Origin of the sequence: Bacteroides caccae (genome assembly GCF_002222615.2) — a bacterium.
GTDB classification, from domain to species: Bacteria; Bacteroidota; Bacteroidia; order Bacteroidales; family Bacteroidaceae; genus Bacteroides; species Bacteroides caccae.
This window is the reverse complement of the sequence record NZ_CP022412.2, coordinates 4,453,809-4,470,733: the sequence shown is the minus strand read 5'-3', so window position 1 is coordinate 4,470,733 and position 16,925 is coordinate 4,453,809. Positions and strand designations below refer to the sequence as shown.

The 16,925-nt window shown below is 43.5% G+C and carries 14 protein-coding genes; 7 read left to right on the top strand and 7 right to left on the bottom strand.

The genetic code is table 11. The annotated features are described in order from the left end of the window. Both CGC64_RS18300 and CGC64_RS18295 read left to right on the top strand, forming a co-directional pair. Positions 1-2,016, top strand: coding sequence for a RagB/SusD family nutrient uptake outer membrane protein (locus CGC64_RS18300; RefSeq protein ID WP_032855444.1), 2,016 nt, complete (start codon positions 1-3; stop codon positions 2,014-2,016). A gap of 31 nt (positions 2,017-2,047) precedes the next feature. Next, positions 2,048-3,061 carry a BT_3987 domain-containing protein gene (locus CGC64_RS18295; RefSeq protein WP_005678842.1) on the top strand — a complete coding sequence of 338 codons (1,014 nt, stop codon included), beginning with the start codon at positions 2,048-2,050 and terminating at the stop codon, positions 3,059-3,061. 132 nt (positions 3,062-3,193) lie between these two features. Here CGC64_RS18295 and CGC64_RS18290 read toward each other — a convergent pair whose 3' ends face one another. Next, a complete protein-coding gene (locus CGC64_RS18290) occupies positions 3,194-4,093 on the bottom strand; it encodes a formylglycine-generating enzyme family protein (protein ID WP_050396696.1) in 900 nt (299 codons plus the stop codon). Positions 4,094-4,292: 199 nt separating this feature from the next. On the opposite strand from CGC64_RS18290, the gene CGC64_RS18285 reads away from it, so the two are divergent. Further along, on the top strand, positions 4,293-5,351 hold the full coding sequence (locus CGC64_RS18285) for a linear amide C-N hydrolase (RefSeq protein WP_005678845.1): 1,059 nt from the start codon (positions 4,293-4,295) through the stop codon (positions 5,349-5,351). Positions 5,352-5,455: 104 nt separating this feature from the next. Here the strand turns inward: CGC64_RS18285 and CGC64_RS18280 are convergent, their stop codons facing one another. Further along, a complete protein-coding gene (locus tag CGC64_RS18280) occupies positions 5,456-6,820 on the bottom strand; it encodes a dipeptidase (protein ID WP_005678846.1) in 1,365 nt (454 codons plus the stop codon). A gap of 13 nt (positions 6,821-6,833) precedes the next feature. Then, positions 6,834-7,910 carry a chorismate synthase gene (gene aroC, locus CGC64_RS18275; RefSeq protein WP_005678848.1) on the bottom strand — a complete coding sequence of 359 codons (1,077 nt, stop codon included), beginning with the start codon at positions 7,908-7,910 and terminating at the stop codon, positions 6,834-6,836. A gap of 158 nt (positions 7,911-8,068) precedes the next feature. On the opposite strand from aroC, the gene CGC64_RS18270 reads away from it, so the two are divergent. Continuing rightward, the gene (locus CGC64_RS18270) at positions 8,069-8,629 is read left to right on the top strand and encodes a calycin-like domain-containing protein (protein ID WP_005678849.1); all 561 of its coding nucleotides are present in this window, start codon (positions 8,069-8,071) and stop codon (positions 8,627-8,629) included. Between the two features lie 2 nt (positions 8,630-8,631). On the opposite strand, the gene CGC64_RS18265 is transcribed toward CGC64_RS18270, so the two are convergent. From CGC64_RS18265 to CGC64_RS18255, 3 genes are read right to left on the bottom strand one after another with little or no spacing between them, the layout of a single operon-like run. Then, positions 8,632-8,877: a hypothetical protein gene (locus tag CGC64_RS18265; protein WP_005678850.1), complete on the bottom strand. Its 246-nt coding sequence runs from the start codon at positions 8,875-8,877 to the stop codon at positions 8,632-8,634. Beyond that, positions 8,867-9,652 (bottom strand): porin family protein, encoded by a 786-nt coding sequence (locus tag CGC64_RS18260; protein ID WP_032855445.1) that lies wholly within the window; start codon positions 9,650-9,652, stop codon positions 8,867-8,869. The genes CGC64_RS18265 and CGC64_RS18260 overlap by 11 nt, the downstream gene beginning before the upstream one ends. A gap of 29 nt (positions 9,653-9,681) precedes the next feature. Beyond that, positions 9,682-10,773 carry a PCMD domain-containing protein gene (locus CGC64_RS18255; protein WP_005678852.1) on the bottom strand — a complete coding sequence of 364 codons (1,092 nt, stop codon included), beginning with the start codon at positions 10,771-10,773 and terminating at the stop codon, positions 9,682-9,684. A 134-nt stretch (positions 10,774-10,907) separates the two neighbouring features. Between CGC64_RS18255 and CGC64_RS18250 the strand changes: the two genes are divergently transcribed. Next, positions 10,908-12,194: an L-cysteine desulfidase family protein gene (locus CGC64_RS18250; RefSeq protein WP_032855447.1), complete on the top strand. Its 1,287-nt coding sequence runs from the start codon at positions 10,908-10,910 to the stop codon at positions 12,192-12,194. Between the two features lie 101 nt (positions 12,195-12,295). Here the strand turns inward: CGC64_RS18250 and CGC64_RS18245 are convergent, their stop codons facing one another. After that, entirely contained in the window at positions 12,296-12,886 is a 591-nt protein-coding gene (locus tag CGC64_RS18245; RefSeq protein WP_005678854.1) for an FKBP-type peptidyl-prolyl cis-trans isomerase, read from the bottom strand. Between the two features lie 481 nt (positions 12,887-13,367). Between CGC64_RS18245 and ilvD the strand changes: the two genes are divergently transcribed. Together ilvD and ilvB are read left to right on the top strand one after the other, a co-directional pair. Then, positions 13,368-15,170: a dihydroxy-acid dehydratase gene (ilvD, locus tag CGC64_RS18240; RefSeq protein WP_032855417.1), complete on the top strand. Its 1,803-nt coding sequence runs from the start codon at positions 13,368-13,370 to the stop codon at positions 15,168-15,170. Between the two features lie 25 nt (positions 15,171-15,195). Continuing rightward, a complete protein-coding gene (ilvB, locus tag CGC64_RS18235; protein WP_005678856.1) occupies positions 15,196-16,893 on the top strand; it encodes a biosynthetic-type acetolactate synthase large subunit in 1,698 nt (565 codons plus the stop codon). Positions 16,894-16,925 lie beyond the last annotated feature (32 nt).

Genomic DNA, 16,925 nt, shown 5'->3' with positions numbered 1-16,925 from the left:
ATGAAATATTTTAAAAGATTAATGATAACGCTATGTACAGCGTTCTACTTTTGCCTGTCCTCCTGCAATTACTTGAATGTGGATGAGTACTTTGCTGATACATTGGGATACGATTCTATTTTTCAGAATAAAATGAATCTTCAGAAATATCTATGGGCTACGGCTGCTTTCTTCCCCGATGAGGGCGCCATCTGGGGTGGTGCTTATACACCGGGTGTTACCGGTTCGGATGAAGCCTTTGTGCAATGGAACACGGGCGAATTTCCCGGAGTAACATTTGTTTTGGGGCACACGACTCCCGATAACTTGGGAACGATGAATAACTGGGCACAGATGTATAAAATCATTCGTAAGGTTAATATTATTTTCAGTAGAATCAATGAATGTAAAGACCTTACAAATATAGAACAACGCGAGATTCTGGGCTATGCACATTTTATGAGAGGCTATGCTTATTATAATTTGCTTCAAAACTTTGGTCCTGTCGTTCTTGTGGGAGATGAGCCGATGAATACGAATGAATCTCCTGCATACTATAATAAGGAAAGAGCAACGTATGATGAATCAGTGGATTATATCTGTAACGAGTTGGAAATTGCTGCAAATTATATTCCTTTGCGGGTTACGGTATCTCAGTTCGGGCGTCCTACACGCGGAGCTGCGTATGCGCTGATTGCTCGCTTACGGTTGCAACAGGCAAGTCCTTTGTTCAATGGAGGAAGTGCAGCGAAAACGACTTTCGGAGGTTGGATACGTAAATCGGACAATGTTCCCTATGTTAGCCAGACTTATGACGAGCAACGTTGGGCGGTAGCTGCGCATGCTGCCAAACGGGTAATTGATATGGATATGTATGAGTTGCATACCGTAAAAAGTGACAAGTACACGCCGGAATTGCCGACCAATGTATCAGACGTAAACTATTATACGAAAACTTTCCCGGAAGGGGCTGTGGGGATTGATCCCTATAAGTCTTATAGCGATATGTTTACGGGCGAATCGACCGCTACTAAGAATCCGGAATATATATGGGGAAGAACATCCGGTAGTCTTCGTAGTTATACCCGGCACGCTTTTCCGGTGGGGCTAATGGGAGGATATAATGGAATGGCTGTCCCTCAGAAGTTTATTGATGCTTACTATATGGTTGATGGTAGAGATCGTACCAATTCGAGCGATGAATATCCATATCTGGAAGACGGATTCACTTCTGAAGTGAAGTCTTTCTCCGGATACCAGTTAAAGAGCGGTGTTTATAATATGTATATAAACCGTGAACCGCGCTTCTATGCATCGATTGGTTTTAGCGGTTGTCTCTGGCCTTGTGCTTCTACAAGTGAAGCTGTGAAGAAAAATGTCTATGTTTATTATTGGAAAGGAGCGAGTGGCTATGGGGCTTCCGGAAAGGATAAAGCGGTAGGTTCCGGTGACGCCAACAATTATCCGGTGACCGGGTATGTGATGAAGAAATATGTCCATAATGATGATGCTTGGAGTGGTACCGATGCAACCGTATTACCTAAATCATTCCCCATTATCCGTTATGCGGAAATATTACTTTCGTATGTAGAAGCATTGAATAATCTGACCGGATCTCATACGGTGACTTTCAGCGATGAAAGCACGGGCACTTATACTCGCGATATGAACGAAATGGCGAAATACTTTAATATGGTTCGCTATCGGGCGGGTTTGCCGGGCTTGACTACCGATGAGTTAAGTTCTGCTGATAAAATGTTTGACATCATTGTGAGAGAACGCATGATTGAGTTCCTTCACGAGAACAGACGTTTTTATGATGTCCGTCGTTGGGGTATTTATTTGGATACGGAAAAAGAACCGATTGTAGGTATGAATACGGACGGGTTTGAAGATGAATTTTTCCAAAGAACAACGGTCAATCATCTTTTTGCACGTACCAGAGTGGCCGATAAGAAAATGGTCTTCTTGCCTATTCCCCGTGCTGAATTGCGGAAAGTGCCATTAATGGATCAGAATCCGGGTTGGGATAATTAACGGGAACTATAAATTAAAATTTGATATGAGAATGAAATCAATAACAAAATATATGATGTATTGTGCCGTGTTAATGGGATTGACAGCGTGCAATGAAAATTCAATATTTGAAGGTGAGCTATACAAGAAGGTGGTGTATGTGTTGAGTGAAACGGACTTGACGTTTCCGGTCACTCATTCGCTGAATACTCCGGTTTCCGTTGGATATATAACCATTTACGCAGGTGGTACACGGGCTATTGACCAGGACGTGACCGTAACGTTGGAAAAAGATCCTGACTTGATTGATAAGTATAATCATGATAACTTTGACTTGGATGAGGATAAGTACGCGAAAGAACTGGATCCTTCCAGATATACGATTAAAAGTTATACTGCGGTGATGAAAGTTGGCGATCAGGACCCCTATGTAAAGTTGCCTATTGAAGTTAGGACCGAGGGATTGTCTCCCGATTCCACTTATCTGATTCCTTTACGGATTGCCAGTTGCACTCCTTATGAAGTGAATAAAGATAAGTCGCGGGTGTTGTATAAGGTGTATATTGAGAATGATTTTACCAGTCAGAAAAGTCCTTTGACATTATTTATGAGGGGCACTCAGCTGCGGGAAGATGATACAAAGCCTACACAGATATCAGCGAATAAGATTCTATATCCCTTGTCGAAACGGGGTGTGAGATTGAATGCCGGCATTGAAAACAGTGCCAATAAAGCAGAAGAGGAATTAATAAACAAGTCGAGCCTTATCATGGAAATCGGTGAGGAGGAACTGACTTATATCGATGGTACCAAATATAATACTCTTATACTAAAACCTTATAAATCAGAATTGATAGAGGTAGTACAATTACCCGGTACAACTGATGATGATGAAGCATTGTCTGTCCAGCAGGCAAACAGATACATCACCGTAGACGGAGTCACCCGTTTTTATCTTTCCTATAAATATCGTACACTGAAAACTGCTGCGACCAATGACGCACCTGCCGAATGGAACTCATGGATTGAGGTTTATGAGAACATGAAAGTTCCTACTGACGATTAAGCTTGTTTATAATGAACGATTAGTTTAAACAAGGTAAAGGCTTGTTCTTTTAAATCCCGTATATGTGATAGTTTGAGTATGTAAAACAACGTATACGGGATTTTTTATGTGTATGATTAGTGTAGAATATTTTTATTGGGCTACTCTCTTTTCCTCCGTGTTATCTTGAAAGGATATTACTAGCCGTAATCCGTAGTCAATATCCCAACGCAGTGGATTGACTCCATAACGGTTGGTGATTTTGCAGTATTTGGCGATAGTATAATAACTTCCTCCGCGTAGCACTTTATGCAGATCAATCCCCTTCAGGTCAGGATCAATATTTCCGGTGAAAGGAACTTTTTTATCATACCAGTCCATGCACCATTCGTAGATGTTTCCGCTCATATCATAAAGTCCGAGTTCGTTGGGTTTTTTGGTTCCTATATCGTTGGATACATATGTGTTTTCATTGGAGTATTTTTCTTTAAACCAAGCGACTTGTGTCGGGTCATCGCTACCGGCATAAATGTAGTTTTGGGTATTCAAGCCTCCACGTGCGGCATATTCCCATTCTGCTTCGAACGGCAGACGGAAGGGGAGGCCGGATAACTGAGAGAGTTTTCGGGTGAATCGTTGAGTGTCATACCAATTAACTTGATCTACGGGATAATTACGTCTGTGTTGGTTGGAAGGATTCTCCCCCATAATGACGTACCATTCATCCTGACTTACCTCATAGCGGTTGATGAAAAAAGAGCCCACATTCACAGGATAATCGTTGTTTTCTCCGAGATTAGCTGTCCCTCCTTCTACGTAAACCATATTCCATAATATGTAACGTATCACTTCTTTTTGCTCATTACTAATGCCGGGCGACCAGCGTAGAGCTTTCTCTAACTGCGAAGGAAGCGCACCGACAATGGTTTTTTCTCTCCGGCATTTATCGCAAAATGCTTTCCATATCTTTTGTTTCTGTGCCATATTGGGTAATATAATACCTAGCAATAGAAGAAGGAATATTATAATCCGCTTAGTTTGTTTTCTTTCCATGATAGTTCTATGTTTATCTTTTTGACGATAGAAGATGAGAATAACTGCAATCATTAGTCTTAAATTTATTTAATATCTCTTTGGGAGTCTTCTTTGGACAAATCCCTTATTTTCATTAAAATCATCTTTATTTTCGGCAATAATCGTTATATATTTGTTATTATAGATAAGAGTATCAATTATTTAATTTGAAAAGAATATGAAAAAGAAACAGACAGGGGTTATATTGATGTTGGCTGCTCTCTCTTTGATGAGTATACAGCCGGTAGAGGCGTGTACACGTGCCGTTTACCTCGGCCCGGAACAGTTGGTGATAACGGGGCGTACAATGGACTGGAAAGAAGACATTATGTCGAATATCTATGTTTTCCCGCGTGGCATTCAGCGTGTTGGGCATAATAAGGAAAAAACGGTGAACTGGACTTCTAAGTATGGAAGTGTGATTGCAACCGGTTATGATATAGGAACTTGCGACGGTATGAATGAAAAGGGCTTGGTGGCTAGTCTACTTTTCTTGCCCGAATCTATTTATTCGCTTCCCGGTGATATCCGTCCAGCAATGGGAATCAGTATTTGGACGCAATACGTGCTTGATAACTTTGCCACTGTACGTGAGGCCGTTGATGAACTGAAAAAGGAGACTTTCCGGATTGACGCTCCCCGTATGCCGAATGGAGGACCGGAATCTACTTTGCACATGGCCATCACCGACGAAACAGGCAATACGGCTGTGCTGGAATATCTGGATGGAAAGTTAAGCATTCACGAAGGGAAAGAATATCAGGTAATGACAAATTCTCCTCGGTATGAATACCAGTTAGCTATCAACGATTACTGGAAAGAAGTCGGCGGATTGCAGATGTTGCCGGGAACGAACCGTTCGAGCGACCGTTTTGTCCGTGCCTCTTTCTACATTCATGCCATTCCGCAGACTGCCGATGCAAAAATTGCTGTTCCCAGTGTGCTGAGTGTGATGCGTAATGTTTCAGTTCCATTTGGCATTAATACTCCGGAGAAACCTCATATTTCTTCTACCCGTTGGCGTTCCGTCTCCGACCAGAAGAATAAGGTCTATTATTTTGAATCCACATTGACGCCGAATTTGTTTTGGCTTGATTTGAAAAAGATAGACTTTAGCCCGAAAGCCGGTATAAAGAAATTGTCTTTGACGAAGGGAGAGATTTATGCAGGAGATGCGGTGAAGGATTTGAAAGATAGTGAGTCATTTACGTTCCTTTTTGAGACTCCGCTCATGTAGTAGTTTCTTGTTATCTATAAAATAAAACGGTGGACAGATGCTTGATTGTAAGCCTGTCCGCCGTTTTGTTTATACCGTTTATAATAATGGTTCTTGTGTCCACTTTACCGTCCGGCATATTCCTGATGAAATTCGGCTACAGCTTCAATGCCTTTCCTGAAAATATCCAGTGAGAAGTTCTCATTCGGCGAATGGATAGCGTCTGATTCCAGACCGAATCCCATGAGTACGGTTTTCACTCCCAGTACCTGTTCAAAAGTAGAAATGATAGGAATGCTGCCGCCACGGCGTACTGCCAACGGCTTTTTTCCGAAAGCTATTTCAAAACCTTTTTCGGCTGCCTGATAGGCTGCAAGTGAAATCGGGCAGACATAACCTTGTCCGCCGTGCATCGGTGTTACTTTCACTTGAACTGTTTCTGGAGCAATACTGAGAATGTAATCAGTGAACATTTGCGAAATCTTATGATGATCCTGATGCGGAACCAGTCGGCAAGATACTTTGGCATAAGCCTTTGAAGGGAGCACGGTCTTTGAACCTTCTCCCGTATACCCGCCCCAAATGCCGCATACATCAAAAGACGGACGGCAGCTATTGCGTTCCAGTGTACTGTATCCTTTCTCTCCGAAAAGTTCTTTTACGCCGATTGCTTCCTTATACTTCTTTTCATCGAAAGGAATATGGGCTATCATTTCACGTTCAGCTTGCGGTACTTCTTCCACGTCATCGTAAAATCCGGGGACGGTGATTCTTCCGTCTGTATCCGTCACCTTACTGATTATCCGGCAAAGCACATTGATAGGATTGGCTACCGCACCTCCGAAGTGTCCGGAATGCAGGTCGCGGTTCGGTCCTGTTACTTCGATTTCCCAATAAGCCAGTCCGCGCAGGCCGGTGGTTAATGACGGAAGGTCGGCACCCAACATACTGGTATCCGAAACAAGGATAACGTCCGCTTTCAGCAACTCTTTATGTTCTTCACAGAATGCCTCTAGGCTGGGAGAACCGATTTCTTCTTCTCCTTCGAAGATAAACTTCACGTTATTCCTCAATAACCCGTTTTTAAGGAGATATTCGAAAGCCTTCACCTGGATGAAAGACTGTCCTTTGTCATCATCTGCTCCGCGTGCCCAGATATATCCGTCCCGTATTTCCGGTTCGAATGGTTGGCTTTTCCATAATTCGAGTGGTTCGGCAGGCATCACGTCATAGTGTGCGTAAACTAATACGGTTTTTGCGTCTGGGTCCACAATCTTCTGTGCAAAGACAATCGGATTGCCTTGGGAGGGCATTACCAATGCTTCATCCACTCCCGCTTCGAGTAATAACTGTGCCCAGCGTTCGGCACATGCCAGCATATCGTCATGATGTTCGGGCAGGGCGCTGATACTGGGAATACGGATGAGGCTGAACAAGTCCTCCATTATTTGAGGTTCGTTTGCTGCGATGTATTTCTGAATTTCGTTCATATAAAGATAATAATTAAAGCTGGGTGGCTTTGTCCAGCAAATAATAATCAAGTATAGTCATAGCGGCCATTGCTTCGACGATAGGCACAGCACGGGGCAGTACGCAGGCGTCATGGCGTCCACGGGCTTTCAGTGTTGTGTCGATTCCATCGATATTGACCGTTTCCTGTTCCATTAGCAGAGTGGCTATCGGTTTGAATACAACACGGAAGTAGATATCCTGTCCGTTGCTGAGTCCTCCTTGAATACCTCCGGAGTGGTTGGTATGTGTTTCAATCCGTCCGTTGTTATTGTAGAAAACATCGTTCTGTTCGGAACCTTTCATTTTCAGTCCTTTGAATCCTTCGCCATATTCGAATGCTTTGGCGGCATTGATACTTAACATAGCATTGCCCAGTGCAGCGTGCAACTTACCGAAAACGGGTTGCCCCAGTCCGATAGGACATCCTTTGATAACGCAGGTCAGCGTACCGCCGATTGTATCACCTTCGCCTTTTACTTTGTATATAAGGTCTGCCATTTCCTTTGCTTTGTCAGGGTCAGGGCAACGCACGTCGTTAGTTTCTATCAGGTCGAGGTTGTAATCTGAATAACTGCCTTCCAACTTGATAGCGCCTACTTGTGAGGTATAAGCGGTAATGCTGACTCCTAATTGACGAAGTGCCAGTTTAGCCAGCGCACCGGCCACCACACGCGAAATCGTTTCGCGTGCCGATGATCGCCCGCCGCCGCGATGATCGCGTATTCCGTATTTTACGGTGTAAGTGTAATCGGCGTGTGAAGGGCGGTATACGTTTTTCAGATTATTATAGTCGTTGGAATGTTGATTTTCATTCCATACGATGAAACCGATGGGACATCCGGTTGATTTTCCTTCAAAAATGCCGGAAAGGAACTCGACTTTATCAGCCTCCTTACGTGGGGTGGTCAGGATAGATTGTCCCGGACGGCGGCGATTCAACTCTTGTTGTACAAATTCTTCGTCGATAGTAATTCCGGAGGGAAATCCGTCAATTACTCCACCAACTCCTTTGCCATGAGACTCACCGAAACTTGTGAGTCGAAAGATATTGCCAAATGAATTAAACATAGTTGTGGCTTTTTTAAAATTACTCTATGCAAATATAACAAAGTTTTCGGTAAGAATGTTGCGATCTCAAAATATCTTCAAAAAACGAACCAAATTGAACCTTTTTTCTCCTTTTTAGTTTATAATTGACGATTATTTAATAACTAAACCAACAATGTATGAAAAAGAATCTATTGTATTTATGGGCATTAATCTGTTCAGTCGCTCTCTTTACAGCTTGTAGCAGTGATGATGATAATGATATAAGTGGTAATAATCCTCCTGAAGAAGAAGCAGTCGTTACAGCTCCTGATGTAGTGGGCACTTATTGGGGTAATCTGGATATATCAATGAAGCCGGATAATTCCGATCAGGAAACAGTGATTGGCAATGGGATAGCCAAGTTTATCACCATTTCCCAGGTCAGCGATACGGAAGTAAAAATGGAACTGAAAGAATTTGAATTGTTTCTCAACGGAACGATCATGAAGTTCGGCGATATTGTAATAGACAAATGTACGGTGAAAAAAGAGACTGACGCCTCGACTTTCACAGGTCAACAGAATTTGACTTTTTCGGGAGATGCTGCCGCTCTCGGCACTTGTGCCACCACAGTAGAAGGAACAGTGGAAAGTGGAGCTCTCACTATGAATATCAATGTAAAAGTAGCTACATTGCAACAGACCGTAAAGGTTACTTATTCCGGAGTGAAGCAGGTGGAAGAATCCGGTAACGACTAATTTTATCCCTGAATATATACTACTGCTTTTCCGCTTCCATATCTATGGATCATTCCTTTTTCGATGAAAGAGTTCAATTGGAGTATGGCATGTGTTTTGTTTACTCCGGTGATACTGCAATAGTTAGTCCGGTTGATGCATAGGTGCTTTCGTCGGAAATCCAGTAGTAACTTCAGGCATTCTTCTTCCGATATATTCTTTTGGGAATGTAATTCAGCAATAATTGTTACTTGTTTATTAAAACGCATATCCGAATCCGATATTGAGGTAAATCGGATACATTGCAAAAGTGATGGTATGAAAATCATTTTTAAAGATATTATTCAGTCCCCAGGTGAGATCAGCATATATATTGAGGTGTTTGAAGGCTCTCCATCCGGCACCTGCCTGTAATCCCCATTGGAAATGTCTCAAATCGTTCGAAAAGTCGTAAGTGGCAACCTTGTTGTCGGTAAACTCTACTTTAGGTCCCGTCGGGTTGTCTTCACGTAAATAACCATCGTATACATGTCCCGAAAATTCTCTTGAAAGGATGTATGAGAAATAAGGACCGGCTTTTATGTTCCAGCGATTGTTCAGTTTATAAGTAGCCATTAGAGGAATGGTGAGTCCGGCAGTGTGTACTTTTGTTTTTACGCCTCCTGTCCATACGCCGCTGATTCTTTCACCTTCCTGTCCCAGAATTTCCATACCGTAGTTCTTTACGGTGGCGTTGGTAGTCATTGCCTTATTTTCGAGCCGTAGTCCTACAATAACACCTAACTTGTTCTGAACGGCAAACCATTTTGTTACTTCTCCTCCGATACTGATAGCAAGTGTCGGATTGTAACCATCGATAGAGCGAATCTCCACCGGAAGAGGGAACGGAGCTGTGCCGCCAATGCTGAATCCCGCTTTTATTTCGTATTCCAGTCCGTGAAGGGCGGAACGGATAAGGGTCTTGTTTCTATCGACCTGTGAATAGCCGGGTAGCGCTATTCCGATACAGGCAAGCAAACTAAATAGGTATGGATAAATTTTCATCTTCATTGTCGGTATAAAGTCGTTATGGTTTAATGGTCCAAGTTCGAGCGGTAAATCAATTCAGCTTCATCAATTAATAAGGTGCTTCCGATAGCTCCGTTGAAGTGGTCTCCTTCCAGACTGGATGTAAATACGATAGATATATTATATTTTCCCATTGTCAATTTCTCCTTGTCGATGAATTTTCCCGGAAGGGTTGTGAACGGGAGTTTAAAGTAAGTCCATTCGTCTGTTTCCTTGGCGTCTTTGATACGTGCCATAGAAACTAGGTTAGGACTGGTGAATGCATTCGTCCCATCGAGAGTGGGGACGGATACGCTCGTTTCGTACATGATAGCATATATATCGCATATATCACGTTTCCCTTCGACAGGTTTGCCGCCTTCGGTGAACTGGTCTCCCGCCTTGTATTTATAGTAACCTGCCAGATAAGTCGGCACGTGCCGGAAAGGAAGGCCGAACTTCGTTGCTTGCAAGGGATTGCTCATGGCATTGTTCACGTCGAATGAACCGATAAACAAGTTGCCGGCGGCAATAGGCATTCCGACCAATCCGCCAAAAAATCCGGTACTGCGTGTCACGAGCGAAAGGCATTTTCCATTTTTTCCGTTTGCTATTTGGAAAGTAGGGTAGTCGTCGGCCGTTTTAGCTACTCCGGTCATGGCGTAACCGGCATTACCGCTGGCCCATTCCATGATGACCTTATCATTTTCCCTTTCCACAAATATGTAGTATTTCTTTCCGCTGATGGTATCTTCGAAATTGTAAATTGTTGCAAGTTCCGTATCAATGACCGATATGGCATAAGTCTTTTTCCAAATTCCGTCAGCGGCTGTCACTTGATATTCCTGCGGCGAATTGAAATTGCGTTCTGTACCACTGGCGGGTGTGATCGTAGCTCCCGAAGTAAGTGTAAATTCCGGTGCAAGGGCGGAGATATTCGTTCCTGGAGTGACAAATAGGGTTACGGAATTATTATTGATGATAGGACTAGTCGTCATTGTTATTCCCGGTAACCGGCAACTTAGAATGTCTGCTTCTGCATTGGGAGCTTCGTCGCGAATGCAAGAAGATGTAACAATAACCAGCAGTAAATAGATAATCACGTGTTTTGCTTTCATTTTTCTACTTATTCTTTCAGTTAAAGTTTGGTTCTCACGAGGAGTAATAACAATATGGAAATTTATTTGTTCATTATTGAATGTATGATAAAAAAGAATTTCCTATTTTTGTAGGAACAAAACTAAAGAAGTGCATGATTGAATCTGAAAGACAGCAAATTATAGAGCTGATAAAAAAAGAAGTAATTCCGGCTATTGGGTGTACGGAACCTATTGCTGTGGCACTTTGTGTAGCCAAAGCAGCAGAGACATTGGGCGTGAAGCCCGAAAAAATTGAAGTGTTATTGAGTGCCAATATCTTAAAAAATGCAATGGGAGTAGGTATTCCTGGCACAGGCATGGTGGGACTTCCTATTGCCGTTGCTTTGGGTGCATTGATCGGTCGGTCAGCTTATCAACTGGAGGTGTTGAGAGACTGTACTCCGGAAGCGGTGGAACAGGGTAAACAATTTATTGCAGAAAAAAGAATTCGTATTTCTTTAAAGGAAGATATTACGGAAAAACTGTATATCGAAGTAATTTGTAAGTCCGGTGACAAAACTGCGAAAGCCGTGATTTCCGGCGGACATACTACCTTTATATATATAGCGATGAACGAAAATGTACTGCTCGACAAGCAGCAGGCTACCGCCGAGGAGGAAGAAGAAACCTCTCCCGAACTGAATCTTTACAAAGTTTATGATTTTGCCCTGACAGCTCCTTTGGATGAAATACGCTTTATCCTCGATACAGCCCGCCTCAATAAAGCGGCAGCCGAACAAGCTTTTAAAGGCAACTACGGACACTCCCTCGGAAAGATGCTGCGTGGAACTTATGAACATAAAGTCATGGGTGACAGTGTTTTCTCCCATATTCTTTCTTATACTTCGGCTGCTTGTGATGCACGTATGGCAGGTGCAATGATCCCTGTAATGAGTAACTCAGGCAGTGGCAATCAGGGAATATCCGCCACACTTCCCGTTGTTGTCTTTGCCGAGGAGAACGGTAAGACAGAAGAAGAACTTATTCGTGCTTTAATGTTAAGTCACCTCACCGTAATTTATATCAAACAAAGTTTGGGACGTCTTTCTGCCCTGTGCGGTTGTGTGGTAGCTGCCACCGGCTCCAGTTGCGGGATTACGTGGCTGATGGGAGGAAACTACAACCAAGTAGCTTTCGCTGTCCAAAATATGATTGCCAATCTGACGGGAATGATTTGTGACGGGGCGAAGCCAAGCTGCGCTCTGAAAGTAACCACAGGAGTTTCAACAGCCGTATTATCAGCAATTATGGCAATGGAAGACCGTTGCGTGACTTCCGTTGAAGGAATTATCGACGAAGATGTAGATCAGAGCATTCGTAATCTAACAAGAATCGGTTCGCAAGCCATGAATGAGACGGATAAAATGGTGTTGGATATCATGACGCATAAGGGATGTTGAATGGAAAATTAGATCATTAGAAAAGAAAAATGGAGAATGAAACTGTATGAGTTCATTCTCCATTTCTTATTTATTTACCATTGGGTAATGGCGGTGAATTCTTACTTATGGCAGTGGCCGCCTTCGCAGCCACAGTCGTCACATTCATTGTCACCACAGCCGCCACCGCAACTGTCGCATCCGCAACCGCAGCCTTCGCCACTCATCAATTTAATCAGTTCCTGAATTTCTTCGTTAGTAGCAGGACGGCTTTCGATGATTTCACCTTCAAAAATCAGGTCGGCACCGGCCAACGGGTGATTGAGGTCAACTACTACAACGTCCGGTTTGATTTCCACTACGCTGGCGTTCACACGCTGGCCATCGCCAGTCTGCAAAGGTACGATGTTACCTTCTTTGATGTGTTCGCTATCGAATTTACCGTCAATTTCGAAGATATGTTTCGGAAGGTCGATAACGTGTTGTTCGTCATATTGTCCGTATGCTTTATCTGCCGGAATGGTAAAATCGAATTTATCACCTTTGGCAAGAGAAGTTATCTGGTTTTCGAAGTCTTCGAGAGTTGTACCTAAGCCTGAAATGAATTGAAAAGGATGTTCAGCTTTTGCTTCTTCGAACAATTCTTTTTCTCCATCTTCCATTGTATATAGTTTGTATGCAACGGTAATGTACTTGTTTTCTGCTGTTTCCATTTGATATTTTTATTTCTAAATTAATAAATTCCTAAAAAGATAGGTGGGCAAAGATACGAATTATTTGCTTGCTCTCCGGTATGGGGAAGGTAAATTTCAGATTATTAAGTGCTTTTGTCAGAAAGACGGGAAGAAGTGTACGGTTGGATAATAGTTGCAAATTCAACTGTTAAGTGATAAAATAGAGAAATAATGCCGCTCTTATCTTACAATTTTTAGTTTTTGAGTGATTTTTTTCTTCGATTTGTTTGGAGATAATAAAAAAGCCCTTACCTTTGCATCACGAAAATAAAGAAAAGAAGATATGAATATGTTACATACATCTATTAACCTAGCAGTTTTGCATATTATTCGCGTCGTGGTGGTCCCATCAAGAGCGTGAGAAAGGTTTTGTGTTGTATGTGTTCGTACCATAAAAGATAGAATTTAGAGCCTTTCTCACTGATGTGAGAGAGGCTCTTTAATTAAAAGATAGATTGAAATGAAAAAGCAATTACGCAGTTCGTTTAGTACGCAAGGTCGTCGGATGGCGGGAGCCCGTGCATTGTGGGCAGCCAACGGTATGAAGAAGAATCAGATGGGAAAACCCATTATAGCGATCGTAAATTCATTCACACAGTTTGTTCCGGGGCATGTACATCTACATGAAATCGGTCAGCAGGTGAAGGCGGAAATTGAAAAGCTGGGATGCTTCGCTGCGGAGTTTAATACAATAGCTATCGATGATGGTATTGCTATGGGGCATGACGGAATGCTTTATTCACTTCCTTCACGTGACATCATTGCGGACAGCGTGGAATATATGGTCAATGCACATAAGGCGGATGCAATGGTATGTATCAGCAACTGTGATAAAATCACTCCGGGTATGTTAATGGCGGCTATGCGTCTGAATATTCCTACCGTGTTCGTATCAGGCGGGCCAATGGAAGCTGGCGAATGGAACGGTCAGCACCTCGATCTGATTGATGCGATGATTAAATCGGCCGATGAAAGCGTAAGCGATCAGGAAGTAGCGAATATCGAACAAAATGCTTGTCCTACTTGCGGATGTTGTTCCGGCATGTTTACTGCTAACTCTATGAACTGTCTCAATGAAGCAATCGGTTTGGCGTTGCCGGGCAACGGAACTATTGTAGCTACTCACGAAAACCGAACACAGCTTTTCAAAGATGCAGCCAAACTGATTGTAGAAAACGCTATGAAATACTATGAAGAAGGAGACGAGAGTATACTTCCCCGTAGCATTGCCACCCGGCAGGCATTCCTGAACGCTATGACATTGGATATAGCAATGGGAGGTTCTACCAATACGGTTCTTCACCTGTTGGCGGTAGCTCACGAAGCGGAAGTTGATTTTAAAATGGATGATATAGATATGCTTTCACGCAAAACTCCCTGTCTCTGCAAAGTAGCTCCGAATACACAGAAATATCATATTCAGGATGTAAACCGTGCCGGTGGTATCATCGCTATTATGGATGAACTGGCGAAAGCCGGTTTGGTGGATACTTCCGTTCGCCGGGTAGATGGAATGACGCTGGGGGAAGCTATCGACGAATATTCAATCACCAGCCCGAATGTGAGCGAAAAAGCAATCAGGAAATATTCGAGTGCAGCTGCAAATAAATTTAATCTTGTACTCGGTTCGCAAGGTATGTACTATAAAGAGTTGGATACAGACCGCACTAATGGGTGTATCCGTGATTTCGAACACGCTTATAGCAAAGATGGCGGACTGGCGGTATTGAAAGGAAACATCGCACAAGATGGTTGCGTAGTAAAAACAGCAGGTGTGGACGAAAGTATCTGGAAATTCACCGGACCTGCCAAAGTCTTTGATTCGCAAGAAGCAGCCTGTGAAGGTATCCTTGAGGGCCGAGTCGTCAGTGGCGATGTTGTCGTCATTACGCACGAAGGTCCGAAGGGTGGCCCCGGTATGCAGGAAATGTTGTATCCTACCTCTTATATAAAATCTCGTCACCTCGGCAAAGAATGTGCTTTGATTACCGATGGACGTTTCAGTGGTGGAACTTCCGGATTGAGTATCGGACATATATCTCCCGAAGCGGCTGCCGGAGGTAATATCGGAAAAATTGTAGACGGAGATATTATCGAAATTGACATTCCCGCCCGGACGATTAACGTGCGATTAACAGATGAAGAACTGGCTGCACGCCCGATGACTCCCGTCACTCGCGACCGTTACGTGCCAAAGAGTCTGAAAGCATACGCCAGCATGGTAAGTTCCGCCGATAAGGGAGCAGTGAGAATCATCGACTGATATTCATCTTCAATATAAATAAAGAATGAGTAAAGACTTAATAACAGGTGCGGAAGCATTGATGCGTTCCTTGGAACATCAGGGAGTGACTACTATCTTCGGTTATCCCGGAGGTTCTATCATGCCGGTATTCGATGCTTTGTACGATCATCAAAATACATTGAACCATATCTTGGTTCGCCACGAACAGGGAGCTGCTCATGCAGCGCAAGGTTTTGCCCGCGTATCGGGTGAGGTAGGTGTTTGTCTGGTGACAAGCGGTCCCGGAGCAACGAATACAATCACCGGTATTGCCGATGCAATGATAGACAGTACACCTATCGTAGTTATTGCCGGACAGGTAGGGACGGGTTTTCTCGGAACAGACGCTTTTCAGGAAGTCGACTTGGTAGGTATCACCCAGCCTATCGCTAAATGGAGTTATCAGATTCGCCGTGCAGAAGATGTAGCTTGGGCGGTGGCACGTGCATTCTATATTGCCCGTAGCGGTCGTCCCGGTCCGGTAGTATTGGACTTCGCCAAAGATGCACAGAATGCAAAGACAAAATACGAGCCGGCGAAGCTGGATTTTATACGCAGTTATGTTCCGGTGCCTGATACCGATGAAGATTCTGTGAAGGAAGCCGCCGAACTGATAAATAATGCCGAACGTCCGCTTGTATTGGTAGGACAGGGGGTAGAACTCGGAAATGCACAAAGTGAACTGAGAGCCTTTATTGAAAAAGCTGATATGCCTGCCGGATGTACATTGCTCGGACTTTCCGCTTTGCCTACCGATCATCCTTTGAATAAAGGTATGCTGGGAATGCATGGTAATTTAGGTCCGAACATCAATACCAACAAATGTGATGTCCTGATTGCTGTCGGTATGCGTTTTGATGATCGTGTGACAGGTAATCTGGCTACTTATGCCAAACAGGCAAAAGTAATCCATTTTGATATAGATCCTGCGGAAGTAAATAAAAACGTGAAAGTAGATATCGCTGTTCTGGGAGATTGCAAAAATACATTAGCTGCCGTAACCGGATTACTAAAAGAGAACAAGCATACCGAATGGAACGATAGTTTTAAAGAATATGAGAAGGTGGAGGAAGAAAAAGTAATTCGTCCCGAACTTTATCCGGCTACGGATTCACTGACCATGGGCGAAGTAGCACGTGCCGTAAGTGAGGCAACCCACCATGAAGCAGTATTGGTGACGGATGTCGGTCAGAACCAGATGATATCTGCTCGTTACTTTAAATATTCGAAAGAACGCAGTATTATTACTTCCGGAGGGCTTGGAACAATGGGGTTCGGACTTCCCGCAGCTATCGGAGCCACTTTCGGTGCACCGGAGCGTACCGTCTGCGTGTTTATGGGAGACGGCGGACTTCAAATGAATATCCAGGAACTCGGAACTATCATGGAACAGAAAGCTCCGGTGAAAATCATCTGCCTGAATAATAACTTCCTCGGAAACGTGCGTCAGTGGCAGGCTATGTTCTTCAACCGCCGTTATTCATTTACTCCGATGTTGAATCCGGACTACATGAAAATAGCTTCCGCATATGACATTCCTTCCAAACGTGTCTATTCCCGTGAAGAATTGAAAGTGGCTATCGATGAAATGCTGGCAACGGACGGACCGTTCCTGCTTGAAGCTTGCGTAATAGAAGAAGGCAACGTATTGCCGATGACTCCTCCGGGCGGTTCGGTGAATCAAATGTTGTTGGAATGTTAGGGGAAGTTGAGAGTTCGTATTTAAAATTTAAA